Raw genomic sequence first — 17,491 nt, forward strand, 5'->3', positions numbered from 1 at the left:
AAACGAACGTATAAAAATGCATTTATATCATTAATTATTCAATTTCTGGGGTGACATAAGCATGAAAGGTTATTTAAATTTAGAAGATGGAGCCTCTTTTGAAGGAGATCTGACAGGAGAAGCTGGCATCACAGGTGAAGTGGTCTTTTTTACAGGTATGACAGGTTATCAAGAGGTGCTCACGGATCCTTCCTATAAAGGTCAGATCATTGTTTTCACTTATCCGCTGATCGGAAATTACGGCATTAACCATGAAGACTTTGAGAGCAAGAAGCCTCAAGTAAAAGCGGTAGTTGTGTACGAGGCAGCAGAACATTTTTCACATCATCTTGCAGCGGTCAGCTTAAAAGATTATTTACAAAAGTGGAATATCCCGCTTCTGACACATACAGATACGCGCGCAGTCGTGCAAAACATCCGGGCAAATGGAACGATGAACGCTGTGCTCAGTGTAGACGAAAACGAAACGCCGCCTGCAATGAAACAAGACAATGTCGTCGCACAGGTGACAGATAGCGAGATCTACACACAATGCAGCGGTGAGGAGCATGTGGCGCTCATTGATTTTGGCTTTAAAAAATCAATTGCAGATTCGCTTGCAGCGCGCGGCTGTAAAGTAACCGTCATTCCATATAAACAAATGGAAAAGGTATTTGAGATCAAGCCGGATGCGATCCTGCTGTCAAACGGACCTGGAGACCCGAAAACCATGACACCGTATTTAAAATCAATTCATGACATCATGATGTCATTTCCGACACTTGGGATCTGCCTAGGTCACCAATTAATCGCTCTTGCACTTGGCGGAGATACGTATAAGCTGCCATTTGGCCACAGGGGAGCGAATCATCCTGTCCAGGATACAGAATCCAAACGTGTCTTTATGACAAGTCAGAACCATAGCTATGTTGTGAATGAAAAAAGCATGAATGACAAAGAAGTGGATGTGAAATTCCTTCATGTCAATGATGGATCTGTAGAAGGATTCATTCATAAAGAAAAGCTGATTATGTCAGTTCAATTTCATCCAGAAGCACACCCAGGGCCTGCTGAAAGTGAATGGGTATTCGATGATTTTATTGAGAAAGTGAAACAAGCAAGGAGAGAAGTCGCACATGCCTAAAGATCAAAGCATACAAACCATTCTAGTCATCGGGTCTGGTCCAATCATCATTGGTCAGGCAGCAGAATTTGATTACTCAGGAACACAAGGATGTATGGCCTTAAAAGAAGAAGGCTACAAAGTCATCTTAGTGAATAATAACCCAGCAACCATTATGACAGACGAGTCATTTGCTGATGAAATCTATTTTGAACCGCTTTCAGTTGATTCAGTGACAAGAATCATTGAAAAGGAAAAACCAGATGGTCTTTTAGCCAACCTTGGCGGACAGACGGCTTTAAACCTTGCTGTCGAGCTGGAAAAAGCCGGTGTGCTGAAAAAGCATGGGGTGACTCTGCTCGGAACGTCAGTTGAAACCATTGAAAACGGTGAAGATCGAGAGAAATTCCGTGCTCTCATGAAGCATTTAAACGAACCTGTGCCAGATAGTGAAATTGTGGATAATGCGGAAGATGCTCTTCAATTTGCAAAAGAAGTCGGCTTCCCAGTCATCCTAAGACCAGCATACACACTTGGCGGTAAAGGCGGCGGAATCGCTCTAACAGAAGAGGCGTTTAAGCCGCTCATTGAAGGAGCTCTTTTAGCGAGTCCGATTCACCAGTGTTTAGTTGAAAAAAGCATAGCTGGCTTTAAAGAAGTCGAATATGAGGTCATGAGAGACCGTCAAAATACGTGTATCACGGTATGCAACATGGAAAATATCGATCCAGTTGGTGTGCATACAGGAGACTCGATTGTCGTTGCACCTTCCCAAACATTAACGGATCAGGATTACCAAATGCTCCGTTCTGCAAGCCTGAAAATCATTTCAGCGCTGGATGTAGTCGGCGGCTGCAACATCCAATTTGCCCTTGATCCACTCAGTAAAGAATACTTTGTCATTGAGGTGAATCCTCGGGTCAGCCGTTCTTCCGCTCTTGCATCAAAAGCAACAGGCTATCCGATTGCGAAAATGGCAGCTAAGCTTGCTGTAGGTTATACGCTAGACGAATTGAAAAACCCGCTTACAGGTACAACCTATGCTAGTTTTGAGCCGGCACTCGATTATGTTGTCGTGAAATTCCCGCGCTGGCCGTTTGATAAATTTAAACAGGCAGACCGTCAATTAGGCACAAAAATGAAGGCCACTGGCGAAGTCATGGCGATTGATCGGAATTTAGAGTCAGCCATTCAAAAAGCAGTTGCATCACTTGAAATTAAAACGAAGGGCTTCCATCTGCCAGAACTGAAAGAGCAATCGACAGAACAATTATTTGAACTCATCAAAACACCAGACGATCGCCGGTTTTTTGCTGTTATGGAGCTTCTTTTAAGACAAGAAACGGTTGAAACGATTCATCAAACGACGAAAATCGATCGATTCTTCTTACATGTGTTCCAGAATATGATTACGCTCGAACAAGAATTGAAAGATCATAAGGGGACGCTATCAAAAGATACCTTGAAAAAGGTAAAGGAAAAGGGTTTCCTTGATGAAACGATTGCTCTGCTTACGGGTCACACGGAAGAGTCAATCAGGCAGCTTCGTCAAGAATACGGCATTGCTGCTTCATTTAAAATTGTCGATACATGTGCGGCGGAATTTGATGCAAAAACGAATTACTTCTATTCCACTTACTTTGGCAAAAGCGATGGTGAGCATCAAGAAAAAACAAAGCAGCGTGCACTCATCATTGGCTCTGGTCCGATTCGAATCGGGCAGGGGGTCGAGTTTGATTATAGCGCTGTTCATGGTGTTCTGACCTTGCAAAAGCTTGGATTTGAAACCATCATGATGAACAACAATCCAGAAACAGTCAGTACTGATTATGAGATTGCAGATCGTTTATATTTTGAGCCGATTACATTAGAGCACATCCTAAACGTTGTGGAAGCAGAACAAATTGATTTTGTCATTGTCCAATTTGGCGGACAGACTGCGATTAACGTCGCAGAAGGCTTGGAAAAAGCCGGTGTCACGTTGTTAGGTACGTCCTTTGATACGCTGGATGCACTTGAAGACCGTGATTTATTCTATCAGCTTCTTGATGAACTGAATCTTCCTCACGCAAAAGGAGATACGGCTCATTCAAAAGAAGAAGCACTCGTACATGCGAAAAGCATCGGTTACCCTGTATTAATTCGCCCATCGTATGTCATTGGCGGAATGGGAATGATCGTTGTTCAGTCAGAAGCACATTTGGCGTCACTGCTTGATCAGCCAGATCATTTGCCATACCCAATCTTAATTGATGAGTACGTCACGGGAAAAGAAATTGAAGTCGATCTTATATCTGACGGAAAAAAGGCGTTCATTCCAACCATCGTAGAACATATTGAGAAAGCGGGCGTGCACTCAGGTGACAGCTTTGCCATTTTACCAAGTATCTCAATCAGTGAAGACATCAAACAGCAGGTGCATACCGCGTCTGAACAAATAGCGAAGAAATTAGCGTTCAAGGGCATTATGAATATCCAATTTGTCATCAAAGGTGATCAGGCGCTTGTATTAGAAGTGAATCCACGGGCAAGCCGGACTGTACCAGTCGTCAGTAAGGTAATGGGCATTGATATGATCCCAATGGCCACTCAATTATTAGCTGGTGCGTCGCTTGAAGAACTAAACCCTGCAACGAAAAACAAAGGGGGGACAGCGGTCAAATTCCCAGTGTTCTCATCCCATGCCATTCAAGATATCGACCTCAAGCTGACACCTGAAATGAAAGCGACAGGAGAAGGAATGTGTGTAGGCAAGAACCCCGAAAGCGCCTTGAAAAAAGTGTTTGCGCCGATCTGGAAGCAAAAAGGAAGCCTCTTTATACAAGGCAGCGATCAATTGATAGATGAAGCGAAGCATGCAGGCTTTGACGTCTGGACTGGCAGCTTTGAATCTTGGCTGCAGAATGAAGATAAATCCCTTCATATTCATTTAGGAGAAGATGAAGAGGCAAAAGAACAGCGTGTAAAAGCACTCACACACGGCGTTCAAGTCCTAACCGAATATGAAACAGTTCAAGCATTCCTGCAAGGGAAAAATGGAGATGTATCACCAGTATCACTCCATGAATTATATAAAAAGGAAGTGACGGCATGAGTCAAGTCGACGTGCAACCGGCATTATACGGAAAAGACTTTTTATCATTAAAAGATTTCTCAATCCATGAGATTGCTTATTTAATTGAAAAAGCGGAAGAAATGAAACAAAACCCATATCAAGATTTATTCAAAGGAAAAACGTTAGCGATGATCTTTGAAAAATCTTCAACTAGAACCCGTGTCTCGTTTGAAGCGGGGATGACGCAGCTAGGAGGACATGCGCTCTTCCTCAGCTCAAATGATTTGCAAATTGGCAGAGGAGAAACCATCAGTGATACAGCGCAGGTGCTGTCTGGTTATGTCGACGGTATTATGATTCGAACCTTTGAACATGAGAAGGTTGAAGAGCTTGCACAATACGCGTCTATTCCAGTCATTAATGGATTAACTGACTACTCACATCCATGTCAGGCGCTTGCTGATTTATTAACCATTAAAGAAACAAAAGGCACTTTAAAAGGAATCAAAGTGGCCTATATCGGTGACGGAAATAACGTGGCGCACTCCTTGATGGTCGGCTGTGCGCAGCTAGGCTGTGACATTGCGGTTGCATCACCAAAAGGCTATGAACCACTTCAAGAAGTAACAGACACTGCCCGTGAGTTTGCAAAACAATCAGGCGCAGAAGTGACCGTGACAACAGATCCTGTTGCAGCTGTAAAAGATGCAGATGTTATTTATTCAGATGTGTTTACAAGCATGGGGCAGGAAGCAGAAACAGAGAAACGTCTTGCTGAATTTAAAGAATATCAAGTCAATGACGAACTGATGAGTCATGCAGCAAAGGACTATATTTTCCTTCATTGTCTCCCGGCACATCGCGGGGAAGAAGTGACGGCAGATATTATTGACGGGCCGCAATCAAAAGTATTTCAACAGGCAGAAAACCGCCTGCATGTGCAAAAAGCGTTAATGAAAGAACTTATGTATCAACCATCCAAATAAATCCAAGTGTCCTTGACTCGTATGAGCAGGGACTTTTTGCATAAAGGATTGGAGAGGCAAGGGACGGGACATAATAACATCAATCGAGAAAGGAGGATGAAAATGGGTCAGCAGCATCAGTTTAAATCAGGGAATAAAGCACCGAATAATGGTGTGTATATCGAGATCGGCGAAACTGGAAGTATGGTGAAAGATCCTTTAAAGATTAAGCTTAAAGCAGGCGACGTCTTTCCTGATAACTCGAACCATAATCGTGTTTGGACCTACCAAAGAAAGCCGTAAGCAATTGACTAAGAGTCAGCAGGAATAAGACTTTAGAGGCATGTGTCATGCCTCTTTTTTCTTTATAATAAAAAACAATTAAGTTCAAATTTTCAAATAAATAGTATGAAAAAAAGAGAACTTAAGGTAAAATATGTAATATATTGTTGAAAGGATTTGTGTGATGGAAAAGATGAATCTCAGTGAAAGTGTTTGGAATAAACGCTTCACCTCATTATTCATATCAAGACTCATAAAAAACACAGGGGAAAGTTTTGCTTTTACATCCGTCCTTTGGCTATTGATTTTAAGAGGGGATGGAGCGCTCGGTACAGGACTTCTTCTAGCAGTAACTGTTCTCCCTTCATCATTGTTAGCCCCAATATTAGGACCTCTTATGAAAAAGCACCATTTGTCTAAATGGATGTTCGCTTCAGATGTTGTTCGAGCAACAATTGTACTCATTATTCCACTTCTGCACTTTTCGCATCTATTGCCTCTATGGTTATTGATTTCATTAATGGTTATTCAATCGGCAACAGGTGCAGCTTATAATCCAGCTTCGGTGGCGATCTTACCGCAGATTGTTCCAAAGCATCTCATTCAAAAAGCAAATGCAATCCTGCAATCTTCTTTTGAAATTGTTGCACTTGCAGCAGTCATGGTGGCAGGTCTTTTGGTTAAATTAATTGGACCTGCAGATACTCTGCTGATCACCACTGCTTTATTTGTGATTTCTGGTCTGTTTATTATCGGGGTCAAACTAAAGAAAAGCGATGAAGAAAAAGCAGCGGGCATTAAACAAGCGAAGAATACATATTTGTATAACTTAAAAAGAGGTTTTCTCGTTGTCAAAAACCATCACATTTTATTTGCGCTCACGCTGTATTGTATCTTAATGAATGTCGCAGCAGCTCCGTGGCAGGCACTGTCAGCGGTATACGTAGCAGAAGCGCTGCAAAGCGACTCCATGGTGTATTCTATTTTAAGAGGCGTTGCCGCAGTTGGCGCGTTTATGATGGGCTTTGCTCTGGCAAAGGTGAAAATTAAGAGATTTGGTTTGTTCTTTATTGTCGCTGGCATGATTGAAGGAGCTGCATTCTTTATTACAGGGATGAGTACATGGCTGCCGGTTGTTCTGCTTGCTTCCTTTATTTTCGGAGCTGCTGTCAGTGCGATCAATGTGCCGGAAATGGTCATTATTCAAACATCTGTTGACCAAGAGGATCAGCCGCAAGTATATGCTGTGATCAATGCCTCATCAAATGTCTTCCTCCCGCTTGCAGCTGTCGTATCAGGCGTCCTGGCAGAAAGATTTGGAGCGGGACCTGTCATTGCTGGCGGAGGAATCCTTGAAATTTTATCAGGTATCGCGATCTTCCTGTTTACAGGGCTTGCGAAAAGCCATTTGACTCAAGACAAACAGAAGTCCGAAACCGTCGAGGTATAAACAATAAAAACCCCCTGTATGTTTAGGCAGGGGGTTTTAGCATGCCGCTTTTCAATCACGCAGAAAAAAAGAAAAAAGAGCTAAAAATCAATTTAGCTCTTTTTCACAAGTCATATTAAGAATGTTTTGTTGAACTTTCCGTTTCTTTCATTGGACTTACTTCAGCAAAGATGAATAAAATAACCGTAAACACAACTGCAAGAATGGAAGTGAGCGTAAAATCATAAGCAGCTCCATTCATAGAGGCAACGATGTAACCAGCCATATGTGTCAGCAGAAAAGTCCAAATGAGGGTGATAATATAATGCATAATCCCACCGTCCTTTATGTAACAATCTATTGATTATCATACCATAGATGCAAGTGAAGGGAAAAGACTGTTTTCCGCCTTTATGTGACCATTTTGAGACCTTCTGCTATAAAAATAAAAAGAATTCTTCTGTCTTTAGGGGATTTCCTTATTCCTACAAGAGTTGTTGTTCATATCATAGAAAGCAGAATCACTGAAAGGAGGCTGGCCATATGGGTGTAAGCGAACGTTTTTTCCAGCTTGGTTCCCAGTGGAACATCATTCACCTTCCTCAAAAACCAAATGGCTTTGGCATTCTAATCCTCGGTGACCGAAATCACTTTGTGCAGGAAAATACATCATTCTGGCTTCAGCATTATGGAAGAAACCAGCTTTTAACTGCCTTAAAGGATGAAGGATATACATTGTTTAATAGTCATCTTCATGGGAATCACTGGGGATGCGAAGATGCTGTTTTTAGTGCCAAGCAGCTCGTGCATCACACACTAAAACAAGAAATATTAAACCGGGAAATTCATGTGCTCGCAGAGGGAATGGGTGCACTTGTTGCCATGAGCCTTGCTGAGGAGATGCCTGAAGTACTAAGGTCCATTGCGATGGTAAATCCATGTCTGAATCTGGATGCACAACGAGAAAGAGAAAAGGAACACAAATTCTTTTATAAGCAGCTGCTAAAAGAGTTAGCAGAGAGCTATGGCTGTTCTGAAAAGGAAGCTGAAACGTATCCACTGCCTTCTTGTCCAGTTCATTCTGCTCATGTGCCGATTCATATATGGCAAAGGCTAAACGGCGCACCTTATGCATATGAACTTCACGCAAAGCCTTTTATTGATCAGCATATGAAAAATCCAGAACATTGTCAGGTCGATCTCACGCTGCATATGTTTGATCATCCGAGAAGAATCTTTCAATCCATTCACAAGTTTTATAAATCGCATGAAAGAGAATTGTGATGAATAGGATGATAACAGCCCTTCATAGAAAGGGCTCTTCTTTTTATTCGATATTAAAAAAGGGGACATGAACATGGAAACAGGACTGATCATAGGGGCAGATGAGTTTTTTGGCCTGACACTTTGTGAATATATGATGAAAGAGGGCATTCAAGTGGATATCACGCGTCCTCATGATCTTAAAGAAGAACAAAAGGGACTGTTAGAAGAGCGGATGATGTGGCTGGGCAGAAATGATCTCGTTCGTGTCATTGACCTTCAGGATAGTAAAGACACGTATGACCTCATTTTTATTCAATCAGAGGAACCGTATAACAGGCAGGAAGACATCAAAGCAGAGCATGGCATGTACCAGATTCTTTATGAAAAACCTGAAAACGAATCAGCGAAACAGAATGTGCCGGCAGTTATTCTTCCTCGCATGTTCGGACCATGGTCACTCAATGAAGATCGAACAAAGCGTGCAAATTCACTTTTTGTAGAAGATGTGGCAAAGGAATTGTTACAATGGGCATCGGACACAGGTCAAAGTCAGGACATGACGTATGAATTGAAGGTAGAAAGGCAAACAGATGACAAACAAGCAGAAGACATGATTGCAGAATGGAAAAGACAAAACTCAACATTTTTCGACAAAAAGCAAGAATGATCTTCCATCTTATCTTTTTTCAGTATAAAATAAACCTATATTTAACATACAGGTTCATCACTGCATGTTGCAAAAGGGAGTTGAACATGGCATGAAGTACCAGCGGCTTGTCATGATCTTTTCGTTCCTTCTTCTATTATCTGCCTGCTCGCAGGCGCCTTTAAAAGGAAAAATTGAGAAGGTGGGTTTACTCGTCCCCGATACGATCAATGATCAAGTTTGGGGAACGAAAGGTTATAAAGGCTTATTAAATATCCAATCAACATTTGGTGTAGATGTTTATTATAAGGAAGGAATGGTTGACAAGGAGAAAATCGTTGATGCCATTGAAGAATTCCATAAAAAAGGAGTCAATTTGATTATTGGCCATGGCAATGAATACAGTGAAATTTTTAACTTGATCAGTGAAGATTATCCAAACATACAATTTATTACGGTCAATGGAAACAAGCCTCAGGCGGGCAATGTCACAAACGTGACGTTTAAAGGTGAAGCGATGGGCTTTTTCGGAGGCATGACAGCTGCACATATGTCAAAAACAAAAAAGATTGGGATTCTTGCTACATATGATTGGCAAAGTGAAGTAGACGGCTTTATCAAAGGGGCAAAATATCAAGATGAACATGTACAAGTATTAGCAGAGTTTGTCGAAAACTGGGATGATGCTGACAAAGCGGTGGAGCTCTATCAAAAATTAAAAAAGCAGGGCGTTGATGTTGTGTATCCAGCAGGCGATGGTTATAATATCCCTGTCATTGAACAAATCAAAGCCGATAATTTATCAGCGATCGGATACGTCACCGATCAATCCAACCTCGGCAGCCATACAGTTTTAACGAGCACTGTACAGCATGTTGATAAAGCGTACAGTATCATTGCAAAGAAGTTTAATGAAGGCAAGCTAAATGAACAAGATGAGTACTCCTTTGATTTTAAAGAAGGAGTGGTCGAGATGGGGAAATTTAGTTCCACCATTGACGACGCTTTTGTGAAAGACATTGAAAGTGATATTGTGTCATACAAAAAAACAGGTAAACTGCCAAATGAAAAGTGAGGAGACGAAGACATGCAGCACGAAAAATCGATGGAATTTTTACAAATTGCCATGAAGTATTTTCCGCAGGCGAAGGAAGAGTTAGATAAAGCAGGGATTCAGCTTGAGCCTGAAGCACTTCAGCCGCTTCTAACATTATTTACATCTGTCATGCAAGAAGCATACGAGCTTGGAAAAGCAGATGCAGAATCAGAAAAAGCCACAGAATAGTGGCTTTTTTTTATGATAATTTTTTCTTGAAGGCACTAATCATAGGACCAACATCTTTAAACACAGGCTTCAGCTCATCGATGGAGTTCATAATGTTCCCAATTTGATTCATGACATGCATGTAGTCAATTGAGTCCTCACTTGAAGATGTCTCCGCACGTTCCTCCTTTGCCTCTGTCTTGCTTTTCTCCTTTTCAATCGGCTGTCCAAACATCATTGCTGAGAAAATATCTTTTTGCGCCATATCACATGTTCCTTTCTACTATTGGTATATATCATTAATCTATGAAAAAAGTGAGAGGAAAGGTTAGACGTTTGTATTGCCAAGAAGAAAAAAATAAGGTAAAATTAGTACCAGATACTAATATAAGATCACAATATCACATGCTCGTATGAGTAAAAGGAGTCTTATTCAATGAATGCTGGAATTATTGGCCTTGGCCGCTATATACCTGAAAAAGTATTAACAAATCATGATTTAGAAAAAATGGTTGAAACTTCTGACGAGTGGATTCGTACTAGAACAGGTATAGAAGAAAGAAGAATTGCATCTGATGATGTCAATACATCTCATATGGCGCTTGCTGCTGCAAAAAAAGCATTAGCTGACGCAGATGTGGCTGCAGAAGATATCGATATGATTCTTGTGGCGACAGTCACGCCAGATCAAGCATTTCCGACAGTTGCTTGTATGATTCAAGAGCAGCTCGGTGCACATAAAGCATGTGCAATGGATATTAGCGCTGCGTGTGCTGGCTTTATGTATGGGCTTGTTACTGGAAAACAATTTATCGAATCAGGAACTTACAAACACGTGCTTGTCGTCGGTGTTGAAAAGCTTTCTCGCATTACCGACTGGGATGACCGCAATACAGCTGTTTTGTTTGGAGATGGAGCTGGAGCTGCTGTGCTGGGAGAAGTCAACGAAGGTAAAGGAATTCTATCATTTGAACTTGGAGCAGATGGAAGCGGCGGGAAGCACTTGTACTTAGATGAAAAAGATCATACAATCATGAATGGACGAGAAGTATTTAAATTTGCTGTAAGACAAATGGGCGAGTCAAGTGTAAATGTCATTGAAAAAGCTGGACTATCAAAAGAAGACGTTGATTTCTTGATCCCGCATCAAGCAAATATTCGCATTATGGAAGCAGCACGCGAACGCTTAGAGCTTCCAGTTGAAAAAATGTCGAAGACTGTCCATAAATATGGAAACACATCAGCAGCATCCATTCCAATTTCACTATGTGAAGAAATCGAAGCCGGAAAAATTCATGACGGCGATGTGATTGTAATGGTTGGTTTTGGTGGCGGATTAACTTGGGGCGCAATCGCTATGCGATGGGGCCGATAAAAGAGTGGGGTGCACAAATTAATGGATAAGAAACGAGTAGTTGTTACAGGATTAGGTGCTTTGACACCACTTGGCAACGATGTAGAGTCAACATGGAAAAATGCTTTAGCGGGTGTATCAGGGGTTGGACCGATTACACGTGTCGATTCAAGTGAATATACCGCAAAAGTAGCGGCAGAACTAAAAGATTTTAACATTGAAGATTACATGGAGAAAAAAGAAGCGCGAAAAATGGCACGCTTCACGCAATATGCAGTCGTTGCTGCTCAAAAAGCGCTGGAAGATTCACGTCTTGAAATCACAGATGAAATCGCACCGCGTGTTGGTGTATGGGTTGGGTCTGGTATTGGCGGACTTGAAACATTTGAAGAGCAGTTCGAAGTGTATTCAAATAAAGGGGCAAGACGCGTCAGTCCATTCTTCGTCCCAATGATGATTCCTGATATGGCGACAGGCCAAATTTCTATTGCACTTGGCGCAAAAGGGGTTAACTCTTGTACAGTGACAGCATGTGCAACAGGAACAAACTCAATTGGTGATGCATTTAAAGTCATTCAGCGCGGCGATGCAGATGCGATGATCACAGGCGGAACAGAAGCGCCGTTAACAAAAATGTCGTTTGCAGGTTTCTGTGCGAACAAAGCCCTTTCGACAAATCCTGATCCAAAGACAGCAAGCCGTCCATTCGACAAAAACCGTGACGGATTTGTCATGGGTGAGGGTGCAGGGATTATTGTTCTTGAAGAACTTGAGCATGCCTTAAAACGTGGTGCGACCATTTATGCAGAAATCGTTGGTTATGGTTCAACTGGAGATGCCTACCATATTACAGCACCAGCTCCAAATGGAGAAGGCGGCGTCCGTGCAATGAAAGAAGCGATTCGAGATGCAGGGTTGTCTGTGGAAGATATTGATTATATCAATGCCCACGGTACAAGCACACCTTACAATGATAAATTTGAAACAATGGCGATTAAAGAAGTGTTCGGAGAGCATGCGAACCAGCTTGCGATCAGTTCGACAAAATCAATGACAGGTCACTTACTTGGCGCAGCAGGCGGAGTAGAAGCCATTTTCTCTGTTCTTGCGATTAAAGACAGCGTCCTTCCTCCAACCATTAATCTTGAAACACCGGATGAAGAATGTGATCTTGATTATGTAGCAAATGAAGCACGTTCAAAAGAAGTACAAGTGGCTTTAAGTAACTCACTTGGTTTTGGCGGGCATAATGCGACAATTATTTTCAAAAAATACGAAGCGTAATACTTTCTGAGAAAGCGGCGGTCGATAAACAGATCGCCGCTTTTTTGCATATGATGAAAATGGAGGTGTTCAGCGGTATGGGTCTGATCAATACACAATATCTCATTCATCAATCATCATCATTTCAGGAGCTTGCAGCGCGCTTTGTTCCTTATTTTAAAGGGGCCGAGGATAAAGAATGGTCGTCTATCCTCGCTCACCTGCAGCATCACGGGATGGTTCGGTCTTGGAGCTCGTGCAAAAACATGATCGACAGGCTCAAGGAAAAAGGGTACTTCAAGCTTGTCATGAAAGAATACCAAACGCTTCAAAAGCAGTGGAAAGGTCCTGACATTCCCGTGTTTATTTTACCTGTCAACGAGAGTAGCAGAGAAATCAGAGAGCAATTTTATTATCAATCTGGCATGGCATTTGATGACAAGGTCTTTCTTTTTTTGTCTCCAAATACCCCGAAGGAGCGAATCGGTACATTGCTGACTCATGAATATCACCATGTATGCAGGCTGCATTTTCTCTCAAAAGAAGAAAAAGACTTTACATTCCTCGATACAATCATGATGGAGGGGCTCGCTGAATATGCTGTGTATCATAGATATGGAGAAAACTATACAGCGAAATGGACCACCTTCTATAGCGAAGATCAGCTGCAGCGTATGTACAAGAAATGGGTATCCAGTCATCTTGATCAAAGAGTCCAGGACGACGAAAGGCTGATACAGAATCTTCTTTATGGAAAAGGGAACTACCCTAAAATGCTTGGTTACGCTACCGGGTTTTATATTGTGAAAAAATATTTCAATGAGCACCGAATCAGCGAGGAGTCTATGATTGCAGAGCCAGCAGAAACCTTTTTAAAGGCGATAGAATCACAAAGTGAATAATTCACATAAAAAGAGACATATTACAAATTTACTAAATACTTCTTGATTTCGTCATAGCGATGTAATAATATACAAATAATTCTTTTTATTTTAAAAAGACGGAATATTCAGGTTCAATTCTATTGATCTATGGAGAAAGGGGCGAATGAATGAGCACGCTGCTTGAAGTGCAAAACTTAAAAACATATTTTTTTCGAAAAAAGGAACCGATACCTGCTGTGGATGGCGTTGATTTCAGCATCAACAGAGGAGAAACTGTCGCATTAGTCGGTGAGTCTGGGTCTGGCAAAAGCATTACGTCCTTATCCATTATGGGTCTGATTCATGGCACGGGCGGGAAAATTATGGACGGTTCCATCAAACTTGATGGAAAGGACCTTGTTACATATAGTGAAAAGGAATTATGCAGCATCCGCGGTAATGATGTATCTATGATCTTTCAGGAACCCATGACCTCACTTAATCCCGTCTTAACGATCGGAGAACAAATAACAGAAATCCTCATCTATCACAAAAAAATTTCAAAAAAAGAAGCGGTCAAAAAAGCGGTTGATCTGCTGAAGCTTGTTGGTTTTTCCCGTCCGGAGCAAATCATCAAAGATTATCCGCACCGTTTATCAGGCGGGATGAGGCAAAGAGTGATGATTGCCATTGCGCTAAGCTGTGATCCGAAGCTTCTTATTGCAGATGAACCGACAACTGCCCTGGATGTAACCATTCAAGCCCAGGTACTCACATTAATGAAGGATTTATGCTCTACCTTTGGTACATCTATTCTTCTTATCACACATGATTTAGGTGTCGTGTCTGAAGTTGCAGATCGAGTGATTGTCATGTACTGCGGACAGGTTGTTGAAAATGGGACTGTCGAAGAGTTGTTTGAACAGCCGCTTCATCCTTACACAGAAGGGCTTCTTGAATCGATTCCTGTCATTGACGGAGACATACAGCCGTTAACAGCCATCAAAGGGAATGTTCCTGCGCCAGATCAGCTTCCAGCCGGCTGCCGCTTTGCTCCTAGATGTCCGCAAGTGAAGGAACGCTGCCTGGGAGAACTGCCTAAGCTGAGAACATTTGAAAATGGCAGAAGCGTCAGATGTTTCTTATATGAGGAGGCAGACAACACATGACACTTGCTCAAAATCAAACACAAATAACAGACTTACCAGAGAAAGAAACGATCCTTGAACTGAAACAGATTCGAAAACATTTTCCGATTAAAGCGGGCGTCTTTCAAAAGAAAGTCGGTGCAGTGAAAGCTGTTGACGGCATAGACTTGAAGATTTATAAAGGTGAAACGTTAGGTATTGTCGGGGAGTCAGGATGCGGGAAATCCACACTAGGCCGGACAATGATTCGCCTATACGAACCAACTGACGGTCAAATCTTTTTTAAAGGGCAAGACATCACGCGCGTATCAGAATCAAAGCTAAGACAATCTACACGAAAAAACATCCAAATGGTTTTTCAAGATCCCTTTGCATCACTCAACCCTAGAAAAACACTTCGAAGCATCATCAAAGAACCCTACAAAACACATCACTTATATTCCTTAAAAGAAAGAAATGAAAAAGTAGAACAGCTTTTATCAAAGGTAGGTCTTCATCCAAGCTTTGCGAACCGCTATCCCCATGAATTTTCAGGCGGGCAGAGGCAGCGAATCGGCATCGCTCGTGCGCTTGCCATGAATCCCGACATGATCATCGCAGATGAGCCTGTATCAGCACTTGATGTATCCATTCAGGCGCAGGTTATTAATCTGATGGAGGAGCTTCAGGAGGAATTTGACCTTACCTATCTATTTATCTCACACGATTTAAGTGTAGTCAGGCATATTAGCGATAGAGTCGGCGTCATGTATCTCGGCAAAATGATGGAGCTTGCCGATAAGCACAGTCTGTACGATGATCCGCTCCATCCGTATACACAGGCTCTGCTTTCTTCCGTTCCTGTCACCCGTAAAAAAGGGCAGACGAAAAGAGAACGCATTATGCTCCAAGGCGATTTGCCGAATCCTGCAAATCCGCCAAAAGGCTGCGTATTTCACACAAGATGCCCGCACGCGAAAGAAATCTGTAAAGAAAAAGTACCAGCATTTCAGGAATTAAAAACGAACCACTTTGTTGCCTGCCACCTCTACAACGCTTGATCAAGCTTGTATGATCTCATCTTTGAGAGGGGGGATGAAACAGGATTCGGTCATTATTTTTAAAAAAGAATAGGGGGAATTGTCTATGAAAGTTAGAAATAGAAAGTCCATTTTGATCAGTTTACTGCTGATTTTTACATTAATCCTTGCTGCTTGTTCTGGTGGAAATAAAACGTCTGGAGATAGTGGAAAGAAATCCACAGGTAAACCTGTACAAGGCGGCGATCTTGTCATCGGTTCAATTGCAGAGCCAACATTATTTAACTCGCTGTATTCTACAGATGTGGCAAGCTCTGATATTGAGGAAAGAATCTACAGCTTCTTACTTCAAACAGACGGAAAGCTCAACCCTCAGCTATCGCTGGCAGAGGATATTAAAGAATCTGATGACGGCAAGCAGTTTGATGTCACCATTAAAAAAGGTGTGAAGTTTCATGATGGTGAAGAACTGACTGCTGATGATGTTGTGTTTACATACAGCATTCCAATCAATAAGGATTACAACGGGGAGCGCGGATCAGGCTTTGAAGTTTTAGAGTCTGTTAAAAAGACAGGGGACTACTCGATCGAATTCAAGCTCAATAAAAAAGATCCTTATTTTTATAATGTCACACTAGGAAGCTATGGTATTTTACCTAAGCATATTTTAGGTGATGTGCCTATAAAAGATCTCGGTGAAAACGAATTTAACCGAAAAAAACCAATCGGTTCTGGTCCATTTAAATTTGCAGAATGGAAAGAAGGAGACTACGTCAAACTAGAAGCCTTTGACGATTATTGGGATGGACGTCCTTACCTTGATACTGTCACAATTAAAACCATTCCTGATCAGAATGCAGCGATTGCCCAGCTGTCAGCAGGAGATATTGATTTCTTTGCTGTACCAGGCTCCGAGCTGCAAACAGCTGAAAAAGTGAGCAACATTAAAATTGAATCTGATCTAGGACTCAATTATTCATACATTGGCTGGAACCAGAAAAATGAACTCTTTAAAAGTAAAAAGGTCCGCCAAGCGCTGACACATGCTATTGATCGTCAAACGATTGTTGACCAAGTGCTAGATGGAGACGGCAAAGTAGCCAACATTCCAGAAAGTCCGCTGTCCTGGAACTATCCAAAGGATGAAAGTGTGCCAGTGTTTGAATTTGATCAAGAAAAAGCGAAAAAGATGCTGAAAGAAGAGGGCTGGGAGGATACAGATGGAGACGGCTATCTTGATAAAGATGGCAAGAAATTCTCCTTTGTCATAAAGACCAACCAAGGAAATAAAGTTCGTGAAGATATCGCTGTCGTTGTCCAGCAGCAGCTCAAAGAAATCGGTGTGGAAGCGAAGCCGCAAATTGTGGAATTCAGTGCACTCATTGAGCAGACGACACCGCCTAAGTGGGATTATGATGCACTGCTGCTCGGCTGGAGCCTTGCGACATTCCCTGATCAATTCAGCATATTCCACTCAAGCCAGTCAGAAAAAGGCTTAAATAACATCTGGTATAAAAATAAAGAGGTCGATAAGCTGTTAGTTGATGCTAAAAACTTAAGCGATCGAAAAGATTATTCAAAGGCATATGAAAAAATTTATAAACTGATCGCAGAGGATCAGCCGTACACGTTCCTTTACTATGCTAACTCACATCGTGCTATGCCATCTAATCTCCAAGGCTACTCTTACCACCCGAAAGATGAATATTACAAAATCGAAAAATGGTGGCTTGAACAGTAGGCTGATAGTGAAGAAGGGGGGGATTCTCCCCTTTCACCGTGAAAACAATCCCTTGCATTCGGTGTCAGTTCTCTGCGTGGGTGCTAAAAAGATC

Annotated in this window: 17 protein-coding genes; 15 read left to right on the forward strand and 2 right to left on the reverse strand. The window is 41.9% G+C overall.

What is annotated here, in order from left to right:
• Positions 1-61: 61 nt before the first annotated feature.
• The 5 genes from AAZR19_RS01140 (at position 62) to AAZR19_RS01160 (ending at position 6,854) form a co-directional block, all read left to right on the forward strand.
• Positions 62-1,123 carry a carbamoyl phosphate synthase small subunit gene (locus tag AAZR19_RS01140; RefSeq protein ID WP_434702083.1) on the forward strand — a complete coding sequence of 354 codons (1,062 nt, stop codon included), beginning with the start codon at positions 62-64 and terminating at the stop codon, positions 1,121-1,123.
• Positions 1,116-4,196 carry a carbamoyl phosphate synthase large subunit gene (locus AAZR19_RS01145; RefSeq protein ID WP_434702084.1) on the forward strand — a complete coding sequence of 1,027 codons (3,081 nt, stop codon included), beginning with the start codon at positions 1,116-1,118 and terminating at the stop codon, positions 4,194-4,196. Before AAZR19_RS01140 ends, AAZR19_RS01145 begins: the two co-directional genes overlap by 8 nt.
• On the forward strand, positions 4,193-5,143 hold the full coding sequence (gene argF / locus AAZR19_RS01150) for an ornithine carbamoyltransferase (protein WP_041110110.1): 951 nt from the start codon (positions 4,193-4,195) through the stop codon (positions 5,141-5,143). Before AAZR19_RS01145 ends, argF begins: the two co-directional genes overlap by 4 nt.
• 102 nt (positions 5,144-5,245) lie before the next feature.
• On the forward strand, positions 5,246-5,425 hold the full coding sequence (locus AAZR19_RS01155) for a YjzC family protein (protein WP_008348517.1): 180 nt from the start codon (positions 5,246-5,248) through the stop codon (positions 5,423-5,425).
• Positions 5,426-5,588: 163 nt separating this feature from the next.
• Positions 5,589-6,854, forward strand: a complete 1,266-nt coding sequence (locus AAZR19_RS01160) for an MFS transporter (protein ID WP_434702087.1) — start codon at positions 5,589-5,591, stop codon at positions 6,852-6,854.
• Between the two features lie 115 nt (positions 6,855-6,969).
• Here the strand turns inward: AAZR19_RS01160 and AAZR19_RS01165 are convergent, their stop codons facing one another.
• Positions 6,970-7,164 carry a YjzD family protein gene (locus tag AAZR19_RS01165; protein WP_003211779.1) on the reverse strand — a complete coding sequence of 65 codons (195 nt, stop codon included), beginning with the start codon at positions 7,162-7,164 and terminating at the stop codon, positions 6,970-6,972.
• Between the two features lie 212 nt (positions 7,165-7,376).
• Between AAZR19_RS01165 and AAZR19_RS01170 the strand changes: the two genes are divergently transcribed.
• The 4 genes from AAZR19_RS01170 (at position 7,377) to AAZR19_RS01185 (ending at position 10,030) form a co-directional block, all read left to right on the forward strand.
• Entirely contained in the window at positions 7,377-8,117 is a 741-nt protein-coding gene (locus AAZR19_RS01170) for a hypothetical protein (protein ID WP_024425057.1), read from the forward strand.
• A 73-nt stretch (positions 8,118-8,190) separates the two neighbouring features.
• Complete coding sequence (locus AAZR19_RS01175) at positions 8,191-8,766, forward strand: nad binding enzyme (protein WP_434702090.1); 576 nt, start codon at positions 8,191-8,193, stop codon at positions 8,764-8,766.
• 91 nt (positions 8,767-8,857) lie between these two features.
• On the forward strand, positions 8,858-9,820 hold the full coding sequence (locus tag AAZR19_RS01180) for a BMP family ABC transporter substrate-binding protein (protein ID WP_075622799.1): 963 nt from the start codon (positions 8,858-8,860) through the stop codon (positions 9,818-9,820).
• 12 nt (positions 9,821-9,832) lie between these two features.
• Positions 9,833-10,030: a ComZ family protein gene (locus AAZR19_RS01185; protein WP_024425054.1), complete on the forward strand. Its 198-nt coding sequence runs from the start codon at positions 9,833-9,835 to the stop codon at positions 10,028-10,030.
• A gap of 10 nt (positions 10,031-10,040) precedes the next feature.
• On the opposite strand, the gene AAZR19_RS01190 is transcribed toward AAZR19_RS01185, so the two are convergent.
• A complete protein-coding gene (locus AAZR19_RS01190) occupies positions 10,041-10,274 on the reverse strand; it encodes a hypothetical protein (protein ID WP_034282082.1) in 234 nt (77 codons plus the stop codon).
• 171 nt (positions 10,275-10,445) lie between these two features.
• On the opposite strand from AAZR19_RS01190, the gene AAZR19_RS01195 reads away from it, so the two are divergent.
• The 6 genes from AAZR19_RS01195 to AAZR19_RS01220 all read left to right on the forward strand — a co-directional run bounded on the left by AAZR19_RS01195 (position 10,446) and on the right by AAZR19_RS01220 (position 17,397).
• Complete coding sequence (locus tag AAZR19_RS01195) at positions 10,446-11,384, forward strand: beta-ketoacyl-ACP synthase III (protein WP_434702093.1); 939 nt, start codon at positions 10,446-10,448, stop codon at positions 11,382-11,384.
• A gap of 21 nt (positions 11,385-11,405) precedes the next feature.
• Complete coding sequence (fabF, locus tag AAZR19_RS01200; RefSeq protein ID WP_034282078.1) at positions 11,406-12,647, forward strand: beta-ketoacyl-ACP synthase II; 1,242 nt, start codon at positions 11,406-11,408, stop codon at positions 12,645-12,647.
• Positions 12,648-12,724: 77 nt separating this feature from the next.
• The gene (locus AAZR19_RS01205; RefSeq protein WP_041110121.1) at positions 12,725-13,528 is read left to right on the forward strand and encodes a DUF2268 domain-containing protein; all 804 of its coding nucleotides are present in this window, start codon (positions 12,725-12,727) and stop codon (positions 13,526-13,528) included.
• A 149-nt stretch (positions 13,529-13,677) separates the two neighbouring features.
• The gene (locus AAZR19_RS01210; protein ID WP_395894471.1) at positions 13,678-14,658 is read left to right on the forward strand and encodes an ABC transporter ATP-binding protein; all 981 of its coding nucleotides are present in this window, start codon (positions 13,678-13,680) and stop codon (positions 14,656-14,658) included.
• Positions 14,655-15,677 carry an ABC transporter ATP-binding protein gene (locus tag AAZR19_RS01215; RefSeq protein ID WP_076840859.1) on the forward strand — a complete coding sequence of 341 codons (1,023 nt, stop codon included), beginning with the start codon at positions 14,655-14,657 and terminating at the stop codon, positions 15,675-15,677. Before AAZR19_RS01210 ends, AAZR19_RS01215 begins: the two co-directional genes overlap by 4 nt.
• 85 nt (positions 15,678-15,762) lie before the next feature.
• Positions 15,763-17,397, forward strand: coding sequence for a peptide-binding protein (locus AAZR19_RS01220; RefSeq protein ID WP_076840860.1), 1,635 nt, complete (start codon positions 15,763-15,765; stop codon positions 17,395-17,397).
• The last annotated feature ends 94 nt before the right edge of the window (positions 17,398-17,491 follow it).

Origin of the sequence: Bacillus sp. Je.9.29.b, assembly GCF_051129925.1 — a bacterium.
GTDB lineage: Bacteria > Bacillota > Bacilli > Bacillales > Bacillaceae > Bacillus > Bacillus safensis.